The following is a 19,499-nucleotide window of genomic DNA, read 5'->3' on the forward strand; positions in this document are numbered from 1 at the left end:
GGGCATCGTGGCACTGAGTACCCTGGTTGGATCGTTACAATGGAACACGTCCGGCGGTGAGCCGGTGAAACCTTCCGGCCTCAGCCGGTCGCGAGCAAGCCGGTGAACGAACCGGAGAGCACCCGACCGACGCACCGCCGGTGCAACCCGACCGACCGCTCCGCCGGAAACCACTCTGGCGTGACGCCGCACGAGACCGTCACGAAAGGGCGTACGTGGTAGCCACGAATACCCGTCAGACCGCCGACTCGGCCGACGCCGATGCCGACGACGCCGTAACTCCCGCCAAGAAGGCTCCGGCGAAGAAGGCCGCTGCCAAGAAGGCCCCGGCGAAGAAGGCCGCTGCCAAGAAGGCCCCGGCGAAGAAGGCTGCCGCCAAGAAGGCCCCGGCGAAGAAAACCGCGGCCAAGAAGGCGACCGCGGCCGAGGGGGGCGAGGAGCAACTCGACGACGAGTCGATCGAACTCGACGATCTCGGTGATCTCGAGGTCGCCGAGGACGAACTCACCGACGGTGATGTCATCGTCGAGGAGGTCGCCGACGACACCGCCGATGCCGCCGACACCACCGAGCCGACCGAGAAGGACAAGGCCTCCGGCGATTTCGTCTGGGACGAGGAGGAATCCGAGGCGCTGCGTCAGGCGCGCAAGGATGCCGAACTCACCGCCTCCGCCGACTCGGTCCGCGCCTACCTCAAGCAGATCGGCAAGGTCGCGCTGCTCAACGCCGAGGAGGAGGTCGAACTCGCCAAGCGGATCGAGGCCGGCCTGTTCGCGGCGGAGAAGATGCGCGAGTTCGCCGAGGCGGGCGAGAAGCTGTCGGTGACCACCCGCCGCGATTTCAACTGGATCGTGCGCGACGGCAACCGGGCCAAGAACCACCTGCTCGAGGCCAACCTGCGTCTGGTGGTGTCGCTGGCCAAGCGCTACACCGGCCGCGGCATGGCGTTCCTGGACCTGATCCAGGAGGGCAACCTGGGCCTGATCCGCGCGGTCGAGAAGTTCGACTACACCAAGGGTTACAAGTTCTCGACCTACGCCACGTGGTGGATCCGTCAGGCCATCACCCGTGCCATGGCCGACCAGGCACGCACCATCCGTATTCCGGTGCACATGGTGGAGGTCATCAACAAGCTCGGGCGCATCCAGCGCGAGCTGCTCCAGGACCTGGGCCGTGAGCCCACCCCGGAGGAGCTGGCCAAGGAAATGGACATCACGCCGGAGAAGGTCCTCGAGATCCAGCAGTACGCGCGTGAACCCATCTCGCTCGACCAGACCATCGGCGACGAAGGCGACAGCCAGCTCGGCGATTTCATCGAGGACTCCGAGGCGGTCGTCGCGGTCGACGCGGTGAGCTTCACCCTGCTGCAGGATCAGCTGCAGTCGGTGCTCGAGACGCTGTCCGAGCGTGAGGCGGGCGTGGTGCGGTTGCGCTTCGGCCTCACCGACGGTCAGCCGCGCACCCTCGACGAGATCGGTCAGGTCTACGGCGTCACGCGTGAGCGCATCCGGCAGATCGAGTCCAAGACGATGAGCAAGCTGCGTCACCCGAGCCGTTCGCAGGTGCTGCGCGACTACCTCGACTAGGCATTCGCGAGACGAGGCCCGGACCCTGTGACAAGGGGTCCGGGCCTTTTCTTGTGCCCCACGCCGAATTCCGAACGGTCTGTTTACCACAGAACACGCGCGGTAATCGTTTCGTGATCAAACCCACACTCCCCGATTGCGCTGTGATGGCACCGAATTCGGGGTTTTCGCCGTATCGTCACGTCCAGCTTTTCGTTCTACCGCCGACCGGTCAGCGGTACCGGCATTGAGGGTTTGCGCGGCGTGCTCGACATCTATCACTTCAGCTACGGCTGGATCACCCCTGTTCTCGCCTATTTCATGTCCGTCACCGGTTGCCTGCTCGGACTGCAGTGCGCCGCGCGTGGACGCAACGCCACCGAGGGACGGGTGAGCTGGCTCGTCGGCGCCGCCATCGCGATCGGCGGAACCGGCATCTGGGTCATGCATTTCATCGCCATGCTCGGGTTCAGCATCCGGGGCGCGGAGATCCGCTACGACGTCCCCCTGACGCTGCTCAGCGCGGTCACGGCGATGGTCGTCGTCGGGATCGGGCTGTTCATGGTGAACAAACCGCAGCCGACGCTGCGCTCGCTCGTGGGCGGTGGCACCATCGCCGGACTCGGGGTGGGCACCATGCACTACGCGGGCATGTATGCGATGAAGTCGACGGCAACGGTGTCCTACGACGCGTTGATCGTCACGCTGTCGCTGGTGATCGCGGTGGTCGCCTCGATCGTCGCGCTGTGGTTCACGTTGCGCGTCAAGGGATTTCTGGCCACCATCGGTGCCTCGCTGATCATGGGCGTAGCCGTCACCGGCATGCACTACACCGGCATGGCGGCCATGAAGGCCCACCCCGGCCACCATGGCGGGCCGCCCTCGGGGGCGGGGGCGATGGAACTGCTCGCACCGCTGATCGGCGTGAGCAGCATCGTCACCATGCTGGTGCTGATCAGTGTGAGCCTCACCGAGATCGAGAACGAGGAGGCGCTGCCGCGCATGTGGCTCACCTCCCGGCACCAGCCGCGTCAGCGTGCCGTACCGCCGCCGGCGATGCCCGCGCCGGTGCGGATACAGGAGCCGATCGAATACCGCACGGAGGAACTGGCCTACGACGTGGCGGGTGCCTGGCCGCGCCGGGTCATCGACTAGTCACGTCGCCGAAAGGCTCCGGCGCCCACCGCGAGTGACGACGGGTTCGATCACGCGCGCGATGACCGGACCGAGCACCGCCATCAGTAGCACATAGGCCGACGCGAGAGCGACGAGGCGGTGGTCGGCGGTGCCGTAGCTCACCGCCAAACCGGCGATGACGATGGAGAATTCGCCGCGGGCGACGAGCGCCGCACCCGCTCGCGCCCGGCCCGCCCGCGCGATGCCCTGCCTGCTCGCCGCCCACCAGCCGACGACCATCTTGGTGCCCGTGGTGACCACCGCGAGCCCCGCCGCCCAGGCGAGCACCGGCGGAATGGCAGCCGGGTCGATGGACAGGCCGAAGGCCACGAAGAAGATGGCCGCGAACAGATCGCGCAGCGGTTCGAGCAGCTTGGCCGCCTCCTGCGCGGTCGATCCCGAGATCGCGATGCCGAGCAGGAAGGCGCCGACCGCCGCCGATACGTTCAGCGCCGAGGCGGCACCGGCGACCAGCAGCGCCGCGCCGATCAGCTGCAGCAGGAACACCTCGCGATCGGTGCTGTCGAGCACCGCCGAGACCACCCGCCCGAACCGCAACGCCACCACGAGCACCACGGTGATCGTCGCCAGCGCGACGGCCAGCGACACCAGCCCGCTGAGCAGGCTCAGGCCCGCCAGCATCATGGTGAGGATGGGCAGATACACCGCCATCGCGAGGTCCTCGAACACGAGGATCGAGAGCACCACCGGGGTTTCGCGGTTACCGAGGCGGCCGAGGTCGTCGAGGAGTTTGGCCACGATCCCCGAGGACGAGATGTAGGTGACGCCGCCGAGCACCACGGCGCCGAGAACGCCCCAGCCCAGGATCAGGGCGACGGCGGCGCCGGGCAGCGCGTTGGCGAGCAGGTCGAGCACACCGGCGGTCCAGGAGCGGCGCAGCCCGGTCATCAGTTCGGGTGCGGTGTATTCGAGCCCGAGCAGCAACAGCAGCAGTACCACGCCGATCTCGCTGGCGACGTGACCGAATTCGGTCGCGCCCTCCAGTTCCACGAAACCGCCACGCCCGAACGCCAGCCCACCCAGCAGGTACAGCGGGATCGGTGACATTCCGAACCGGCCCGCGATCCGGCCGCAGATCCCCAGCGCGAACAAGATCATGCCTAGTTCGAGCAGCGCCAGGGCCTGCGCGGTCACGGCCGTCAGCCGTGCGTGAGAATCTTCGCGGCTGCGTCCAGGCCTTCCGGCGTGCCGACGACCACGAGCTGGTCGCCCTCGGTGAAGGTGAAGTCCGGACCTGGTGAGGGGTGGAGCTGGCCGGCACGCATCACGGCCACGATCGAGGTCTTGGTGCGGGTCCGCATCCCGGTCTCGCCGAGTGTGCGTCCCGCGTACGGTGACTCGGCGAGCAGCACGAGCTGCCGGGTGGTGATGCCGGGCAGATCGCGGTGGTCGTCGTTGAGCTTGGCCACCAATTGTGGTGCGCCGAGGAGGTTGGCGAGTACCGAGGCCTCGTCCACCGACAGCGGCACCTGCGCGGCTATGGCGTCGGGGTCGTCGGGCTTGGACACGATCAGATCGATGTCACCGTCGCGATGGGCGACCACCCCGACGCGGCGCCCCGACCTGACCTCGAAATCCTTGCGCACTCCGATCCCCGGTAGCGCTGTGACATCGACATTCACATATCCACGATAGACCCGTCAGAGCCCGGTTGTGTCCGGCGCCACTCCCGGTCGGCGTGGGGTATGGAACACGCCGTCCGAGCCCGGTCGATAGGGCGAAACGTCGAGCACCGCGGCGACCGGCAGCGGCCCGTACAGGTGCGGGAACAGCATCGACTCCGGGTCGCCCGGCACGCCCGGTTCCCACTTCAGCGGCGACGCGAGCCGGGCCGGGTCCAGCCACAGCAGCACCAGATCCGTGCGACCGGCGAAGAGGCGATTCGCGGGCAGCCGCACCTGCTCGGGGGTGGACAGGTGCACGAAGCCGCTCTCGGCCAGCGACGGCGGGCGGCGTTGCCCGTCGTGCGCAAATTGTTGCCACTCTTGGAAAGAACACAGGTGAACAAGCGTGTGAGTGTCGGATATCACGGGTAATCTCCGGGTAGACAACAGGTTCGGACGGTGAAGACCCTGTCACACGGTGGGCGGTGGGGCCGCACGGTGGTGATCGAGCTCGTGGCGTAACGAGCAACACCACAGCGAGCGACACAGTCGATGAGTGTCAGGATCGAACAGGAGGTGGGAAACGGCGCCACGGGTGATCGGCGGGTGCTCGAGACCGACGACCAGCGCATGTTCGCTTTCAGCGAAACCGCAGGTCGTGTTATCGAAAACACAAAGATTCACTTCCGGGAACAAAGCCTGAACCCCGAACGTCTGACAGAGTAGTCGTACCACTGCTGGGAAGTAGCGGACGCGAGCCACGTGGAGTGACCACGGGGCCCACACCTAGGCGAACGGCCACGCAGCGCCGGGAGCCGGGACGGAGGAGTCATGCCAGGAACCCTGACCAGCACCCCACTGACCGCGGTCGATCGTTGCGATCGTTGCGGGGCGGCTGCCCGAGTGCGTGCCGTTCTTCCCGCGGGTGGCGAGTTGCTCTTCTGCCAGCACCACGCGAATGAACACATGGACCGTTTGCGCGAGCTCGAAGCCGTGATCGACACGGAATCGGCTCCAGCTCTCTGACCACTCCTCTCGCGTCCGAACACAACAACATCCGACAATAGAAAACCCCCGACAGCGGGCGACCGGATTCCGGCGCCCGCTGTTGTGGTGTCCGGGGTCAGGCGGTGTCGGCGAGGATGCCGTCGACCAGGGTGGCGACACCATAGGCGTAGGCACCGTCCGGATCGGCGGGGGCCTGATAGTGCTCGCCCACCGTGGTGCCCACGCGTGTGGCGAGGGGGAACTGGTCGGCGGGCATCACTTCGGCCAGCAGCGGGCCGTGTACCCGCCACCAATCGGCATCGCTGAGCTGGTCGGCCGCGCCCGCCGCCGCGACGGCGAGGCGGGCATTGCCGGTGGCGAAATCGGTGAGCACCGCGATGGCGCGGTCCATCGCCAGATCCGACAGCCCCGCGCCGTCGATGGCGCGCAGCTGGTTCTCGTAGCGGCGCATCCTCGCCGGGCCGAGAACCTGGCGCCACGGCGACACCTCGAGCAGCCACGGGTGGGCGAGGAGCTCGGAGCGGACCCGGTCCGCGACGGCGATCATGCGCTCGCGCAGCGGCAGCTCGGCGGGGATCGGCTCGTCCTCGGCGGCCACGGCGTCGACCATCAGCACCAGCAGCGCCTCCTTGCTCGGCACATAGGTGTAGAGACTCATGGCACGCACGTCGAGGGCGGCGGCCACCGCGCGGATGGTCAGCTTGCCGATGCCCTCGCGATCGGCCAGGGCGATGCCCGCCGCCACGACCGCGTCGACCGTGAGGCCGGGTTTGGGGCCGCGCGCGCCGGGCTTGGCCGGCAGGGCATGACGCCACAGCAGCTGCACGAGCTGGGCGGCCTGGTCGGTGGATCTGCCGTCGGTCGGCATGCGCGGAACCTTTTCCGGTCGGTCGGGAACAAATTCAGTACAGTGTACGTTATTAGCCTGTTCGCGCTGCCCGATCAGAGGAGAATGTTCTGCCCGCCATCCAGGCCACCTATCTTCCCGATCGTCACCTGTTCGCCCTGTGGACTTGGAGCGGACTCGGTGCCGGGCGCCCACCACGCGACGTCGGAGACCCCGAGACGTTGACGCTGGCGCTGCCGGTCGGTGAGCGCAGGGCGCTCGAGCCGGTCGAGGTACCCGCCGCCGTCGTGACCGGTTCGGAGTTGCTCGAGTTGTCCGTCGCCGAGCTGGGCCCTTCGGCCCTGGCCTGGCGCATGCTCCTCGACGACGCCCGCGCGGACGTCGACCATCACCATCGGGAGGCGCCCACCACCGATGAAGCTCGTGCGGACGCGGACGACGGGCGGCCCTCGACCGGCCTCGGCTCGGGCGAGCGGCCCGCCGCGAATGCACGGCCCACCCCGAATGCAGGGGCGGCCGCCAATGCGCTCGAGCTGCCGATCGCGGCGCATGCGGTGCCCAACGCTGTGGGGACGGCGGTCGTGTCGGCCGAGCGGGCGGTGCGGGTGGTGCGGGAGACCGAAGCCGCGGCGGCGGAGCTCGCCGGGGCGCTCGAGGCGACCCTTCGCCCGTATCAGGTGCGTGGGGTCGGGTGGTTGCGGGAGACCGTCGCCGCGTACGGCGGGGCGGTGCTCGCCGACGAGATGGGCCTCGGCAAGACCGTGCAGACGATCGGGTTCCTCCAGGGGCGGGCCGCTGGGCCGCAGCTGGTGGTGTGTCCGACCTCGCTGGTCGGGAACTGGGTGCACGAGATCGCACGGTTCGCACCCGGGCTGACGGTGGTGTCGTGGCGTGGCGGTGCGGTGTCCGCAGACCCGGGGACAGTTGTGGTCACCGGATATCCGACGCTGCGTCTGCACGGGTCGGCGCTGACCGAGAAGCACTGGGCCACCGTCGTCTTCGATGAAGCGCAGGCGTTGAAGAATCCCCGCACCCAGGTGTCGCGGGCCGCGCGTGCGGTGCCCGCCGACGCCAAGGTCGCGCTCACCGGCACCCCGGTGGAGAACCATCTCGACGAGCTGTTCGCCCTGCTGAACCTCACCGTGCCCCGGTTGTTCGCGCACCGCACCCAGTTCCGGCGCCGATTCGTGCGGCCGATCGAGGAGGGTTCGGCCGATGCGGCCGCCCGGTTGCGTGACGCGGTGGAACCGGTGCTGCTCGGCCGCAAGAAGATCCAGGTGGCGGCGTCGCTGCCGGCCAAGATCCACAGCGATCTGCTGTGCGACCTCACCCCGGAGCAGGAGAAGGCCTACGACACGGTGCTCGCCGCGGCCCTGGACGAGGGTTTCGGATCGGGTCTGCAACGACAAGGCCGGGTGCTCGCGGCGCTCACGCACCTCAAACAGGTGTGCAACCACCCCGGCTTGGTCACCGGCGACCTCGGCGAATTGTCCGGGCGCTCGGGCAAACTCGAGCTGTGTACCGACATCGTGGCGACCAATCTCGACACCGGTGATCCCACACTGATCTTCACCCAGTACCGGCAGACCGGCGAGTTGCTCGTGCGCCACCTGGCCGAACAGTTCGGGGTGCGGGCGCCGTTCTTCCACGGCGGGCTCGACGCCGATCAGCGTGCGGCGATCGTTCGCGAGTTCCAATCCCCCGACGGCCCACCGGTTCTCATCCTGAGCCTGCGCGCCGCGGGCACCGGTCTCACCCTCACCCGCGCCGCCGACGTGATCCACTTCGACCGATGGTGGAATCCGGCGGTGGAGGCCCAGGCCTCGGACCGGGCGCACCGCATCGGGCAGACGCGCACGGTCACCGTCACCACGCTCACCAGCGCCACCACGGTGGAGGAACACATCGCCGGCATGCACACCCGCAAGTCGGCCCTCACCGACCTGTCCGATGCCGCGGGCATCGCCGAACTGGCCCGTCTCGACGACGACGCCCTGGTCGACATCCTGCGACGGAAGCGAGAGAACTGATGGCAGACAACGAGTTCGGGTACACGCCGTGGGGTAAGGACTGGGTGCGGCTGGCCGAACCGCTGCGCCAGACCCGCCCCGAACCGCTGCTGCCGCGCGCCCGCAGCGTCGCCCGCAACAACGGGGTGCGCACCGAGATCGAGGGCCGCACGGTGCGCGCGCACCTGCACCGGGGCGGGCAGGCCTCGATCGCGCACGTGGAGGTGGCGCCGCTCTCGCGCGCGGCGGTGACCGCGATCGAGCAGGTGATTCCCGACGCGACCGTCGTCACCGACGACATGCACCGAGCCCTGCTCGACGCGGGCCACTCCCCCGCCCCGACCCTGGTGAGCACGGACTGCTCCTGCTCCGCCCGCACACCCCGCTGCCTCCACGTGCTCGCGGTGCTCTACACGATCGCCCGTCAGGTAGACGAAAACCCCCGTCTCGCATTGGAATTGCAGGGCTACTTCGACACCACTCACGACCCGGAAGCGCCCGTCGCCGAGTCACCCTGGACCCCCATCCACACCCTCGACCCTGCCTGCTTCTTCTCCGTCACCGGCTGAACCCGCCCGAGTCGACTCCACGTCGGCCGCGCCGCGTGGCATCGGCCGCGCCGGATGGCACCAGTCATACCCGTGGCGCCAGCCGTGCCCCGTGGTGACAGCCACACCGCGTGGCACCGCGGCGGGGCTTTGGCCGGTGGCGTCTGTGGTGCGGCGTGGCGACAGCTAGTGCGGCGTAGGGCATCGGCGATGCCGTGCGGCGTCAGGCAGCTGTGCGTGGCGGGTGCCGAATGGGCGCCTGATAGTCGGCGGCATTTCGAGCCGGCTGGGTCAGGCGTTGGTGCCGCCGTCGACGGTGATGACTGCGCCGGTGATCGTGCGGGCTGAGGGGCCCGCGAGGAAGGCGACCAGGTCGGCGATGTCGTCGGGGGTGCCGAAACGGCCGAGCGCGTTGAACTCTCGTTGCGTGGGTGCGTGCTCGCCCGCCGCCGGGTTCATGTCCGTGTCGGTGGGGCCGGGCTGGACGAGGTTGACGGTGATGCCGCGCGGGCCGAGTTCCCTGGCCAGCGCCTTGGTGTAGCCGTTGAGGGCCGACTTGCTCAGGTTGTAGAGGGCCAGGCCGCCGAACAGGGCGCGGTCGGTGAGGTTCGATCCGATGGAGATGATGCGCCCACCTTCGCCGAGGTGGGCCAGCGCGGCCTGGCCCGCGACGAACGGTGCCCTGGCATGGATGTCGAGGGCGCGATCGATCTCGGCGAGGGTGAATTCCTCGTAGGGCTTGGCCGGGAAGATGCCCGCGTTGTTCACCAGCACGTGGAGGCCGCCGAGTTCGTGCGCGGTCCGGTCGACGGCCGCGACCACGGCGGCGGCATCGGCGCTGTCGGCCTGGATCGGCAGCGCGCGCCTGCCGAGCGCCTCGATGTCGGCGGCGACGGACTTCGCGGCGACCTCGTCGCGCTGGTAGGTGAACGCCACATCGGTGCCGGTGGATGCCAGTTTCCGGGCGATGGCGGCGCCGATTCCCCGGCTGGCGCCGGTCACCAGGGCGACGGTGGTGCTGTGCGACATGAAGGCTGCTCCAATTCCGTAGTGGTCGATACATAAAGAGAGAAGCGCATCGGACCGGCTCACGTCAAGGTTTTTCTTATCAACCGATACAGAAATCTTGGGCTACGGCGATCGCGGTATATTTACCGATCGGCACAGAAAGGTTTCCCATGGCAGAACGTGGTCGCCCCCGCGCCTTCGACCGGGATGTCGCCCTGCGGCGGGCGATGGAGGTGTTCTGGGAACGCGGCTACGAGGGCGCGTCGATGAGCGACCTCACCACCGCCATGGGCATCAACTCACCCAGCCTGTACGCAGCCTTCGGCGACAAGGAATCCCTGTTCCGGGAAGCCGTGACGCTCTACGGCCGCGCCGAAGGATCACGCACCGCGCGGGCGCTGAGCGAGCAACCCACCGCCTACGCCGCGATCGCGGCCATGCTGCACGACAACATCGCCATGTACACCGACCCAGGCCTGCCCCAGGGCTGCATGGTGGTCCTCGCGGGCGCCACGTACACCACCCGCAACGCCTCGGTGCGCGAGTTCCTCACCGAGGCACGCCGCCGCACCACGGCCGACATCCAGGCCCGATTGGAACGTGGCGTCATCGAGGGCGATCTGAAACCGGGCACCGACACCGCCGCGCTCGCCGCCTTCTTCAGCACTGTCCTCTACGGGCTGTCCGTCCAGGCACGAGACGGCGTGGGCCACATCGAACTCACCGCCGCCGCCGACTCCGCGCTGCAGATCCTCGCCGCCGCCCGAACCGCTTGATCCACCGAACCCGGACCCAGCCGCGACAACTACCCGCTCATGTCCGCACGAGCTATCGCCGGCGCAGCGCCGCAATTCTTTCGGTGAGTTGATCGGCGGTCGCCAAAGCGGTTGGCGGACCACCGCATTCGCGGCGGAGTTCGCCGTGGATGACGCCGTGTGGTTTGCCGGTGCGGTGGTGGTGCATGGCGACGAGACTGTTGAGTTCGCGACGCAGCTCGCCCAGCTTGTCCGAGGTCGCGACCCGTTCGGCTACGGCGGCGGGCTGGGGGGCGGCGACGGCGGCGCTGCGTTCCGACAGCTGACGCGACTGTCGGTCGCGCAGCAGCGCCCGCATCTGATCGGCGTCGAGAAGACCGGGGATGCCGAGATAGTCGGCTTCCTCGTCGCTGCCCGCGAAGGTGGCGGTGCCGAAGGAGGATCCGTCGTAGATCACCTGGTCGAGCTCGGCGTCGGCGGCCAGGGCGACGAAGGATTTCTCTTCCTCGCCCGGCTCGTCCTTGGTCTTGTTCGCCTCGGTGAGCAGTTCGTCGTCGAGGGCGTTCTTCTCGCGGTGCGGTTTGCCGATCACGTGGTCGCGTTGCAACTCGAGCTGCGCGGCCAGATCCAGCAGCACCGGCACCGACGGCAGGAACACGCTCGCGGTCTCCCCCGGCTTGCGGGCACGCACGAAACGCCCGATGGCCTGGGCGAAGTACAGCGGTGTCGACGCGCTGGTGGCGTACACGCCGACCGCGAGGCGTGGCACGTCGACACCTTCGGACACCATGCGCACCGCGACCATCCACGGCTGGGTACTGCTCGCGAATTCACCGATGCGCTGCGAGGACTGCGGGTCGTCGGAGAGCACCAGCGCGGGCCGCTCCCCCGAGATGTGTTCCAGAAGTTCGGCGTAGTCGCGGGCGCGTTCCTGATCGGTGGCGATGACAAGGCCACCGGCGTCCGGGATGCCGGAGGACCGCAACTGCCGCAGCCGGGTGTCGGCCGCGCGCAGCACCGCCGAGATCCAGTCGCCCGCGGGGTCGAGCGCGGTGCGCCAGGCGCGGGCGGTCTGTTCGGCGCTGAGGGGTTCGCCGAGGCGGGCGGTGTGTTCCTCGCCCGCGCTGTCGCGCCAGTGCGCGTCGCCGGAGTAGGCGAGGAACACCACGGGTCGGACGACGCCGTCGGCGAGGGCGTCGGCGTACCCGTAGGAGTGGTCGGCGCGCGAACGCGGGAAACCGGACTCGTCGGGTTCGTAGGTGACGAACGGGATCTTGGAATCGTCGCTGCGGAACGGCGTACCGGTGAGGGCGAGGCGGCGGGTGGCGTCGCCGAAGGCCTCCTCGGTGGCCTCGCCCCAGGATTTCGCGTCGCCCGCGTGGTGGATCTCGTCGAGAATCACCAGGGTGCGGCGGTTCTCGGTGCGCACCCGGTGCCGGGTGGGATGCGCGGCGACCTGGGCGTAGGTGACGACCACACCGTGATAGTCGCCGGAGGTGCCGCCGGTGGAGTTGGAGAAGCGGGAGTCGAGCTGGATACCCGAGCGCGCCGCGGAGGCGGCCCACTGGTGCTTGAGGTGCTCGGTCGGCGCGACGACGGTGATCTGATCCACCGTCCGATCCGCCAGCAACTCGGCGGCAACCCGCAGCGCGAAGGTGGTCTTACCGGCGCCGGGCGTAGCGACCGCGAGGAAGTCGCGTGGCTTGGTGGCCAGGTATTTCGTCAGGGCGCGGCGCTGCCAGGCGCGCAGGGAACCGCCCGACGCACCACCCGCCGTCGAATCGCCCGGTGTACCCGCTTCTCTCGCCGCAGCGACGCCACCCGACCCAGTCACGCAGACGACCCTAGCCGCCCGATACGGCGTGTCGCCAACACCGACGCGGCGCGCGCGACGGGCGTCACATCCCGGCCGAGGTCACCGGCCATTTACCTGTTACCCACCGACACGATGCTCGTCCCGCACCCCATGGTCGACGTCGGTGCGGGATGCTGGACAACGACATGAGCAACAACGAGGCCCACGCGACCGACGCCGCGTATCCGCCGCCCACCCCTGGGCCCGGCGGTGCGGTGGCCGTACCCGTGCCCGCCGGGCAACATCCGCGCGAACACGCGCGGTGGCTGTCCTGGTCGCGGACGGCGTGGCGGCTGATCGTGCGGGTCTCGCACAAGTGCTGGGACAACTCGATTTTCGCCAAGTCGGCGGCGGCGGCGTTCTGGCAGACGCTGTCGCTCGCACCGCTGCTGCTCGGCCTGCTCGGCAGCCTCGGCTACGTGGGTGGGCTGTTCGGCCCCGACACCGTGCAGATCGTGGAAGCCAAGATCATCGCGTTCAGCCGGGACTTCTTCAGCCCGTCGGTGGTGTCGGACCTGATCGAACCCACCGTCGACGATGTGCTCGGCCGTGGCCGTGGCGCGGTGGTGTCGTTCGGTTTCGTGCTGTCGCTGTGGGCCGGGTCCTCGGCCATGGCGACCTTCGTCGACGCGATCGTCGAGGCGCACGGTCAGCAGGACGCCCGCCACCCGGTGTGGCAACGGATCTTCGCGTTGCTGCTGTATGTGCAGTTCCTGGTGGCGGCGGTGTTGTTGCTGCCGATGATCGCGCTGGGGCCCACCCGGATCGGGCGGGTACTACCCGATGCCTGGCGCGAACCGGGGCTGCGGGTGATCGACACGTTCTACTACCCGATCGTCGGGTTGTTGCTCATCGTCGGACTCACCACGCTCTACAAGCTCGCGCTGCACAAGTCGCTGCCGTGGCACCGGTTGTTCGCCGGGGCACTGGTCGCGGGGGTGTTCTTCATGGCCGCCAGCGACCTGCTGCGCCGCTACCTGTCCTGGATCACCGAGACCGGGGTGAGTTACGGCGCGCTGGCCACCCCGATCGCGTTCCTGCTGTTCACCTATTTCCTCGGCTTCGCGGTGATTCTCGGCGCGGAGTTCAACGCGGCGGTGCAGGAGTTCTGGCCCGCACGCGCGACCCGCATCGAGCAGGTGAAGGAATGGATCACCAGTCAGGTGCTCGGTGACGACGAAACCGACAGCGAACACGACGAAAGCGCCGACGCCTCGACGGAGGCGCCGGCGTCGTCACCGACGGCGGAACCGGCTCAGTCGCCGCCCTTGCGCAAGCGCTCGTAGACCTTCTTGCAGTCCGGGCAGACCGGTGAGCCGGGCTTGGGCGACCGGGTCACCGGGAACACCTCACCGCACAGCGCGACGACCATGGTGCCCATCACGGCACTTTCGGCGATCCGGTCCTTCTTCACGTAGTGGAAGAACTTGGGGACGTCGTCACCGGTCGTCTCGTCGGTCGTGGTTTCCGGGCGTACCAGAGTGTCCGTACTCATGCCTTCCATGATGCCGCATCCGGGCGGTGGCTCGCTGACCAGCCGCGTGTGCGCCCGGCGGCGGCAAGTGGAAGACTCGGGAGCATGCAGTCCAACGGCGAGTCCCCCGGCGCCGGCGATCCGACCCCGGAACCCGAAGTGCACCTGCCGGGCAAAGGTGCCTCGCGGGGGTTCTTCCGCGACTCCGGTGAGCATCCCGTGCTCATCACCGAGGCCGCGACCTCGCTCGACGAGCAGCACCGCGCCCGGGTACGCCGCTACATGATCATCATGGGTTTCCGTATCCCGTGCCTGATCCTCGCGGCCATCGCCTACAGCGTGTTCGAGAACCCGCTCATCTCCATCCTCATCATCGCCGCGTCGGTACCGCTGCCGTGGATCGCGGTGCTGATCGCCAACGACCGGCCGCCTCGCACCAAGGACGAACCGAGCCGCTGGGACGGGCGCCGCGAGGAGATCGCTCTCGAGGCGCGCTCACGCAAAGCCCTCGAGTGAGCGCCGCGGCCGCCTGATCAGGATCGACATCAGCGCCGCCGCGCCGCACAACCCGCCCGCCAGGTACCAGGCCAGATCGTAGGAACCGTTGAGGTCGCGGATGAAGCCCGCACCGGTGGCCGCTATCGCCGCACCCACCTGGTGGGCGGCGAACACCCAGCCGAACGCGATCGGACCGTCGGCGCCGAACAGTTCCCGGCACAGCAGCACCGTCGGCGGGACCGTCGCGATCCAGTCCAGGCCGTAGAAGATGATGAACACCCACATGCTCGGCTGGGTGTGCGGGCCGAGCAGCGACGGCAGGATCAGCAGCGACAGTCCGCGCAGCGAGTAGTAGCCCAGCAGCAGATAGCGCGGGTCCACCCGGTCCGACAGCCACCCCGAGGCGATGGTGCCCACCACATCGAAGACCCCGACCAGTGCCAGCAACCCGGCCGCCGTGGTCGGTGGCATGCCGTGGTCGTGCGCAGCGGTGACGAAATGGGTGCCGACCAGGCCGTTCGTCGACGCGCCACACACCGCGAAACCGCCTGCGAGCAACCAGAATCCGGGCCTGCGGGCGGCTGTGGCGAGCACCCGAAGCGCCCGGCCCGCTCCCCCGGCGACCGGCTGCCGCACACCGACGTCCGAACCCGGTTCGGCACCGTAGGCGCGCACGCCCGCATCGCTCGGATAGTCGCGCACGAACAACCACACCAGCGGCACAACCGCCAGGGCAACGGCCGCAACGATCACCGACGGCAGGCGCCACCCGTGATCGTGGGCGAGCATCGAGACCAGCGGCAGGAACACCAGTTGCCCCGTCGCGCCCGCCGCCGTCAGGATGCCCGTCACCAGGCCTCGGCTGCGGACGAACCAGCGACCGGTGATGGTGGCGACGAACGGCATGGACATCGAACCGACGCCGATACCGACCAGCAGACCCCACGTCATCAGGAGCTGCCAGGACTGGGTCATGAACACCGTCAGCCCGGCACCCGCGGCGATCAGCACCAGCGCCGCGCACACCACCCGGCGGATACCGAACCGGTCCATCAACGCCGCGGCGAACGGCGAGATCAGGCCGTAGAGCAGCATGTTCAGGGAGACGGCGGCCGAGATCGTCGCGTGCGACCACCCGAACTCGTCGTGCAACGGTTCGATCAGGACGCTGGGGACCGAACGGAACGCCGCCGCGCCGAGGAGCGCGACGAAGCCGACGCCCGCGACGATCCAGGCGGGGTGCAGGGCGCGGCGGGGTTCGTCGACGAGCCGGCGCGCTACCGCTGGCTCGGGTTCGATCGGGACTTCACCGGCGGGCGGAGTGAGTGGGCGCAGGTCGGTCACCCTGGTGATCATGAAGCATGTTGCCGTTTCGAACGAGTGGCCGGAGTGACACGTTTCGTCGATATCCGGCCAATTCGATCGGCCGGCCGGGTCGCGGCGACCGGGGCCCGCACCGGGCCCAGCATTTCGGTCGACAGCGCGGCCCGCGCGGCATACCGTGCGAAAGGAGCCGCCGATGCCCGTGCCGCACGGCCTCTGCCGGGTTCGTGACGGTCGGGCCTTGCTTTCGTGGCGGTGTCTCGAACCTCCGATCTACCAGGGAGACACAATGATTCGTTGGACCTGGGCGTTCATCGACCGGCCCGCAGCCACTTTCGACGAGTGCGTACGGTTCTGGGCAGAGGCGACCGGGTCGACGGTGTCGCCGCCGCGTGGAACGCACGGTGAGTTCGTCACGCTGCTGCCGTCGACCGGACCCGCGTGGCTGAAGATGCAGCGGGTGGGCGGCGCAGGCGGGACACACCTCGATCTGGATGTCGACGACATCCCCGCCGCGGTAGCCGAGGCGGCGGCACTCGGAGCCCAGGTCGTCCTGGTCGATCCCGACTACACAGTGATGGAATCACCTGCGGGACAGACCTTCTGCTTCACTCTCGCGGGCCCGTCCCCCGCTACCGGTGCGATGGCACGGGTCACGGCGCCCGATGGAAATGTCGCGGCACTCGACCAGATCTGCCTCGACCTCGCACCGACCGACCTCGACTCCGACACCTCGTTCTGGCAGGCGCTCACCGGGTGGTCCCCCGAATCGACCCGGCGCCCCGAGTTCGAACGGCTGCGCGATCCCGCACAACCACTGCAGTTCCTGCTGCAACGCCTCGACGAGCCTCGACACCCCGGCGCCCACATCGATTTCGCGGCCACGGACATGTCCGCCGTCGCCACCTGGCACGAATCCCTCGGCGCCACCCGTCTCGTGGACGAGGAGTTCTGGATCGTCCTCGCCGATCCCAGTGGCACCCCCTACTGCGTGACCTCCCGCAAGCCTTCCTGAGCTGGCCGCGGCGCGGTGCGCCGAGGCTGGCAGAGTGGTCGGGTGCCTACGAACCCCACCACCACCGGTTCCCTGCTCACCGCACTGTGCCCGGATCTGCGCGCGGCGCTGACCAGGGTGGACTACACCGCCGACGGGCTGGTCGACGCGCTCGGCCCGGATGTGCATGCGGCACTCGGCCGTTCGGAGCCGGTGCCGGTGCGTCGTGCCGCGCGCGACGCGGGTGAGCTCGGCACACTGATCCGGTTGCTGCTGCTCGGCGACGCACTGCCCGAACCCGACGTGGCCGCGGCGCTGGCGCCGGTGCGCGTCGACGACGCCGTGGCCGCCGGGCTGCTCACCAGAGACGGCGACGAGGTGAGCGCCGCACTCGACCTGCGCCCGCTCGACGCCGGCCACGGGAACCGCTGGATCCTGTCCGATCTCGACGACTCGATGCGCAGGCGAACCCTCACCGAGGAGCACGTTCTCGGCGTCGGCCACGCCTCGCTGTCGCTGCTGCGGGCCACCCCGACCGAACCGGTGGGCACCGTGCTCGACCTGGGCACCGGCTGCGGTGTGCAGGCCGTGCACGCGGCCGCCTACGCGGACAAGATCACCGCCACCGACGTGAACCCGCGCGCGCTCTGGCTCGCACAGGCCACCGCCGAGCTCAACGAACTCGAGATCGAGCTGCTCGAAGGGTCGTGGTTCGAGCCGGTGGCGGGCAGGCGGTTCGATCAGATCGTCGCCAATCCGCCCTTCGTCGTGGGGCCCGCACGCATCGAACACACCTACCGGGACTCCGGGCTCGCGCTCGACGGGGCGAGCGAGCTGGTGATCGGGCAGGCCGCCGGGCTGCTCGCACCCGGCGGTACCGCGGCCATGCTCGCCGCCTGGGTGCATGTCGAGGGGCAGGACTGGCGGCAGCGGGTGTCGTCGTGGTTGCCGGAGCACGGCGTCGACGCGTGGGTGGTGCAGCGCGATGTCGCCGATCCCGGACTGTATGTGGGCACCTGGTTGCGCGACGCGGGCCTTGACCCGCGCGACCCGGAGGCGCAGGAACGCGCGGCACGCTGGCTCGATGCCTTCGAGGCCGCCGACGTGGCGGGTATCGGCTTCGGCTTCGTCTACCTGCGGGCCATCGACGGGCCGACCGAACTGCTTGCCGAGGACCTCACCCACGGCTTCGACGACCCGCTCGGGGCCGAAGTGGGCGACTATTTCGCCCGTTCGGCCTGGTTGCGAGCGGTGGCCGCCGACGAAAACCTCGCGTGGCGTTCACGTTTCGCGCCGAGCCCGGCCACTGCCCTGGAACGGGTGTATCTGCCGGGTGAGGACGGCTGGGCCGAGCAGGTGGCGCGGTTGCACCGCGGCGACGGTCCGCGCTGGCAGCACGAGGTCGACGAGACGACCGTCGCGCTCGTCGCGGGAATGCGGGCCGACGGTCTGCCGTTGTACGAACTGATCGAACTGCTCGCGCTCGCCGACGGAGCCGAGCAGGTGACCCCCGAGTTCGCGGCCCAGGCCCTCGGCGTGGTCGCCGGTCTCGTCCGCCACGGATTGATACGGCCGGTGTAGACCGGGCCGGACGGGGCACGCGTTCCACGACGGCGTCCTTCTCAGGAACTTCTCAGCCGTGCACGGATAAATCCGCAGCTCAGAGCGGTTTATCGCGCACGGGATCGGGAACTTTCTCTAAGTCGGGTCCGTTGATCGGAGTGAGACACCACCGACAGGAGGCAAGTCATGACAAGCCCCGCCACTACTCGAGTGCGCCCCAGCGAGTCCGATATCGACGCCCAGAGCCCCGCCGCCGACCTGGTACGCGTGTACCTGAACGGAATCGGCCGCACGGCGCTGCTCACGGCGGCCGACGAGGTCGAGCTGGCCAAGCGTATCGAGGCGGGCCTGTATGCCCAGCACCTGCTCGAGACCGGCAAGCGGTTATCGGCGGCCCGCAAGCGTGACCTGGCCGTTCTGGTCCGCGAGGGGCAAGCCGCCCGCTCGCACCTGCTCGAGGCCAACCTGCGTCTGGTGGTTTCGCTGGCCAAGCGCTACACCGGCCGCGGCATGCCGTTGCTCGATCTCATCCAGGAGGGCAACCTCGGCCTCATCCGCGCGATGGAGAAGTTCGACTACGCCAAGGGCTTCAAGTTCTCCACCTACGCCACCTGGTGGATCCGCCAGGCCATCACCAGGGGTATGGCCGATCAGAGCCGCACCATCCGGCTGCCCGTGCACCTGGTCGAACAGGTGAACAAGCTCGCCAGGATCAAGCGCGAACTGCATCAGCAGCTCGGTCGCGAGGCCACCGATGCCGAACTGGCCAACGAGTCGGGCATCCCGGTGGAGAAGATCGCCGACCTGCTCGACCACAGCCGCGACCCGGTGAGCCTCGACATGCCCGTCGGTAACGACGAGGAAGCGCCCCTCGGCGACTTCATCGAGGACTCCGAGGCCACCTCGGCCGAGAGCGCCGTGATCGCGGGCCTGCTCCACCACGACGTCCGCAGCGTCCTGGCCACCCTCGACGAACGCGAACAGCAGGTCATCCGCCTGCGCTTCGGCCTCGACGACGGGCAGCCCCGCACCCTCGACCAGATCGGCAAGCTGTTCGGCCTGTCCCGCGAGCGGGTGCGTCAGATCGAGCGCGAGGTCATGTCGAAGCTGCGCAAGGGTGAGCGCGCCGACCGCCTGCGTGCCTACGCGAGCTGATCCCCTGTCAGCGCCGTGCTGATCCGCCGCCATCGTGCCGACGGTCACCTGCGTGCGCTGACCCAGACCTGACGGCCCTCAGGGGTCGTCTTCCGA

General features: G+C 68.9%; 20 protein-coding genes. 12 read left to right on the plus strand and 8 right to left on the minus strand.

Features of this window, described 5'->3' with window-relative positions; genetic code table 11:
- Positions 1 to 215: 215 nt before the first annotated feature.
- Entirely contained in the window at positions 216 to 1,586 is a 1,371-nt protein-coding gene (locus NCO8_RS03525) for an RNA polymerase sigma factor (RefSeq protein WP_067492841.1), read from the plus strand.
- Between the two features lie 243 nt (positions 1,587 to 1,829).
- Complete coding sequence (locus tag NCO8_RS03530; protein ID WP_084456464.1) at positions 1,830 to 2,720, plus strand: MHYT domain-containing protein; 891 nt, start codon at positions 1,830 to 1,832, stop codon at positions 2,718 to 2,720.
- Here the strand turns inward: NCO8_RS03530 and NCO8_RS03535 are convergent, their stop codons facing one another.
- Genes NCO8_RS03535 through NCO8_RS03545 form a run of 3 tightly spaced genes read right to left on the minus strand, consistent with a single transcriptional unit; the run spans position 2,721 to position 4,792 of the window.
- Positions 2,721 to 3,896, minus strand: coding sequence for a cation:proton antiporter (locus tag NCO8_RS03535; RefSeq protein ID WP_067636253.1), 1,176 nt, complete (start codon positions 3,894 to 3,896; stop codon positions 2,721 to 2,723). It abuts the gene before it with no gap.
- A 5-nt stretch (positions 3,897 to 3,901) separates the two neighbouring features.
- Positions 3,902 to 4,384 carry a cation:proton antiporter regulatory subunit gene (locus NCO8_RS03540; protein WP_067492837.1) on the minus strand — a complete coding sequence of 161 codons (483 nt, stop codon included), beginning with the start codon at positions 4,382 to 4,384 and terminating at the stop codon, positions 3,902 to 3,904.
- An 18-nt stretch (positions 4,385 to 4,402) separates the two neighbouring features.
- A complete protein-coding gene (locus NCO8_RS03545) occupies positions 4,403 to 4,792 on the minus strand; it encodes a DUF952 domain-containing protein (protein WP_084456466.1) in 390 nt (129 codons plus the stop codon).
- Positions 4,793 to 4,918: 126 nt separating this feature from the next.
- Here NCO8_RS03545 and NCO8_RS31025 point away from each other — a divergent pair, with 126 nt between their 5' ends.
- Together NCO8_RS31025 and NCO8_RS32295 are read left to right on the plus strand one after the other, a co-directional pair.
- Entirely contained in the window at positions 4,919 to 5,092 is a 174-nt protein-coding gene (locus NCO8_RS31025; RefSeq protein ID WP_157104669.1) for a hypothetical protein, read from the plus strand.
- Positions 5,093 to 5,197: 105 nt separating this feature from the next.
- On the plus strand, positions 5,198 to 5,392 hold the full coding sequence (locus NCO8_RS32295) for a DUF7455 domain-containing protein (protein ID WP_029903635.1): 195 nt from the start codon (positions 5,198 to 5,200) through the stop codon (positions 5,390 to 5,392).
- Between the two features lie 97 nt (positions 5,393 to 5,489).
- Here the strand turns inward: NCO8_RS32295 and NCO8_RS03555 are convergent, their stop codons facing one another.
- Positions 5,490 to 6,242 (minus strand): TetR/AcrR family transcriptional regulator, encoded by a 753-nt coding sequence (locus tag NCO8_RS03555; RefSeq protein ID WP_067636254.1) that lies wholly within the window; start codon positions 6,240 to 6,242, stop codon positions 5,490 to 5,492.
- Positions 6,243 to 6,370: 128 nt separating this feature from the next.
- Here NCO8_RS03555 and NCO8_RS03560 point away from each other — a divergent pair, with 128 nt between their 5' ends.
- Positions 6,371 to 8,251, plus strand: coding sequence for a DEAD/DEAH box helicase (locus tag NCO8_RS03560; protein WP_067636256.1), 1,881 nt, complete (start codon positions 6,371 to 6,373; stop codon positions 8,249 to 8,251).
- Entirely contained in the window at positions 8,251 to 8,799 is a 549-nt protein-coding gene (locus tag NCO8_RS03565) for a hypothetical protein (RefSeq protein ID WP_067636258.1), read from the plus strand. The genes NCO8_RS03560 and NCO8_RS03565 overlap by 1 nt, the downstream gene beginning before the upstream one ends.
- A gap of 270 nt (positions 8,800 to 9,069) precedes the next feature.
- Here NCO8_RS03565 and NCO8_RS03570 read toward each other — a convergent pair whose 3' ends face one another.
- On the minus strand, positions 9,070 to 9,807 hold the full coding sequence (locus NCO8_RS03570; RefSeq protein ID WP_067636261.1) for an SDR family NAD(P)-dependent oxidoreductase: 738 nt from the start codon (positions 9,805 to 9,807) through the stop codon (positions 9,070 to 9,072).
- A 149-nt stretch (positions 9,808 to 9,956) separates the two neighbouring features.
- On the opposite strand from NCO8_RS03570, the gene NCO8_RS03575 reads away from it, so the two are divergent.
- Entirely contained in the window at positions 9,957 to 10,562 is a 606-nt protein-coding gene (locus NCO8_RS03575; protein ID WP_067636263.1) for a TetR/AcrR family transcriptional regulator, read from the plus strand.
- 52 nt (positions 10,563 to 10,614) lie between these two features.
- On the opposite strand, the gene NCO8_RS03580 is transcribed toward NCO8_RS03575, so the two are convergent.
- Positions 10,615 to 12,291 (minus strand): DEAD/DEAH box helicase, encoded by a 1,677-nt coding sequence (locus tag NCO8_RS03580; RefSeq protein ID WP_067493026.1) that lies wholly within the window; start codon positions 12,289 to 12,291, stop codon positions 10,615 to 10,617.
- A gap of 251 nt (positions 12,292 to 12,542) precedes the next feature.
- Between NCO8_RS03580 and NCO8_RS03585 the strand changes: the two genes are divergently transcribed.
- Complete coding sequence (locus NCO8_RS03585) at positions 12,543 to 13,682, plus strand: YihY/virulence factor BrkB family protein (protein ID WP_084456561.1); 1,140 nt, start codon at positions 12,543 to 12,545, stop codon at positions 13,680 to 13,682.
- Here NCO8_RS03585 and NCO8_RS03590 read toward each other — a convergent pair.
- Positions 13,652 to 13,891, minus strand: a complete 240-nt coding sequence (locus tag NCO8_RS03590; RefSeq protein WP_067493022.1) for a DUF3039 domain-containing protein — start codon at positions 13,889 to 13,891, stop codon at positions 13,652 to 13,654. The genes NCO8_RS03585 and NCO8_RS03590 overlap by 31 nt on opposite strands.
- Before the next feature lie 84 nt (positions 13,892 to 13,975).
- On the opposite strand from NCO8_RS03590, the gene NCO8_RS03595 reads away from it, so the two are divergent.
- Positions 13,976 to 14,386 carry a DUF3099 domain-containing protein gene (locus tag NCO8_RS03595; protein WP_084456468.1) on the plus strand — a complete coding sequence of 137 codons (411 nt, stop codon included), beginning with the start codon at positions 13,976 to 13,978 and terminating at the stop codon, positions 14,384 to 14,386.
- Here the strand turns inward: NCO8_RS03595 and NCO8_RS03600 are convergent.
- On the minus strand, positions 14,366 to 15,724 hold the full coding sequence (locus tag NCO8_RS03600) for an MFS transporter (protein ID WP_245655219.1): 1,359 nt from the start codon (positions 15,722 to 15,724) through the stop codon (positions 14,366 to 14,368). The genes NCO8_RS03595 and NCO8_RS03600 overlap by 21 nt on opposite strands.
- A 256-nt stretch (positions 15,725 to 15,980) precedes the next feature.
- Between NCO8_RS03600 and NCO8_RS03605 the strand changes: the two genes are divergently transcribed.
- From NCO8_RS03605 to NCO8_RS03615, 3 genes are all read left to right on the plus strand, one after another.
- Positions 15,981 to 16,706, plus strand: a complete 726-nt coding sequence (locus tag NCO8_RS03605) for a VOC family protein (RefSeq protein WP_067636264.1) — start codon at positions 15,981 to 15,983, stop codon at positions 16,704 to 16,706.
- Positions 16,707 to 16,748: 42 nt separating this feature from the next.
- Entirely contained in the window at positions 16,749 to 18,266 is a 1,518-nt protein-coding gene (locus NCO8_RS03610; protein WP_067636266.1) for a DUF7782 domain-containing protein, read from the plus strand.
- 168 nt (positions 18,267 to 18,434) lie between these two features.
- Positions 18,435 to 19,403: a sigma-70 family RNA polymerase sigma factor gene (locus NCO8_RS03615; protein WP_067492821.1), complete on the plus strand. Its 969-nt coding sequence runs from the start codon at positions 18,435 to 18,437 to the stop codon at positions 19,401 to 19,403.
- Positions 19,404 to 19,499: the final 96 nt, after the last annotated feature.

This window comes from Nocardia coubleae NBRC 108252, assembly GCF_001612805.1.
GTDB classification, from domain to species: Bacteria; Actinomycetota; Actinomycetes; order Mycobacteriales; family Mycobacteriaceae; genus Nocardia; species Nocardia coubleae.

What these genes read in the sequence shown, in the direction of transcription:
- NCO8_RS03575 (WP_067636263.1), top strand. Translation starts at nt 9,957, where the DNA reads ATGGCAGAACGTGGTCGCCCCCGCGCCTTCGACCGGGATGTCGCCCTG.
- NCO8_RS31025 (WP_157104669.1), top strand. Translation starts at nt 4,919, where the DNA reads ATGAGTGTCAGGATCGAACAGGAGGTGGGAAACGGCGCCACGGGTGAT.
- NCO8_RS03585 (WP_084456561.1), top strand. Translation starts at nt 12,543, where the DNA reads ATGAGCAACAACGAGGCCCACGCGACCGACGCCGCGTATCCGCCGCCC.
- NCO8_RS03570 (WP_067636261.1), bottom strand. Translation starts at nt 9,807, where the DNA reads ATGTCGCACAGCACCACCGTCGCCCTGGTGACCGGCGCCAGCCGGGGA.
- NCO8_RS03565 (WP_067636258.1), top strand. Translation starts at nt 8,251, where the DNA reads ATGGCAGACAACGAGTTCGGGTACACGCCGTGGGGTAAGGACTGGGTG.
- NCO8_RS03605 (WP_067636264.1), top strand. Translation starts at nt 15,981, where the DNA reads ATGATTCGTTGGACCTGGGCGTTCATCGACCGGCCCGCAGCCACTTTC.
- NCO8_RS32295 (WP_029903635.1), top strand. Translation starts at nt 5,198, where the DNA reads ATGCCAGGAACCCTGACCAGCACCCCACTGACCGCGGTCGATCGTTGC.
- NCO8_RS03600 (WP_245655219.1), bottom strand. Translation starts at nt 15,724, where the DNA reads ATGATCACCAGGGTGACCGACCTGCGCCCACTCACTCCGCCCGCCGGT.
- NCO8_RS03590 (WP_067493022.1), bottom strand. Translation starts at nt 13,891, where the DNA reads ATGAGTACGGACACTCTGGTACGCCCGGAAACCACGACCGACGAGACG.
- NCO8_RS03615 (WP_067492821.1), top strand. Translation starts at nt 18,435, where the DNA reads ATGACAAGCCCCGCCACTACTCGAGTGCGCCCCAGCGAGTCCGATATC.
- NCO8_RS03555 (WP_067636254.1), bottom strand. Translation starts at nt 6,242, where the DNA reads ATGCCGACCGACGGCAGATCCACCGACCAGGCCGCCCAGCTCGTGCAG.
- NCO8_RS03595 (WP_084456468.1), top strand. Translation starts at nt 13,976, where the DNA reads ATGCAGTCCAACGGCGAGTCCCCCGGCGCCGGCGATCCGACCCCGGAA.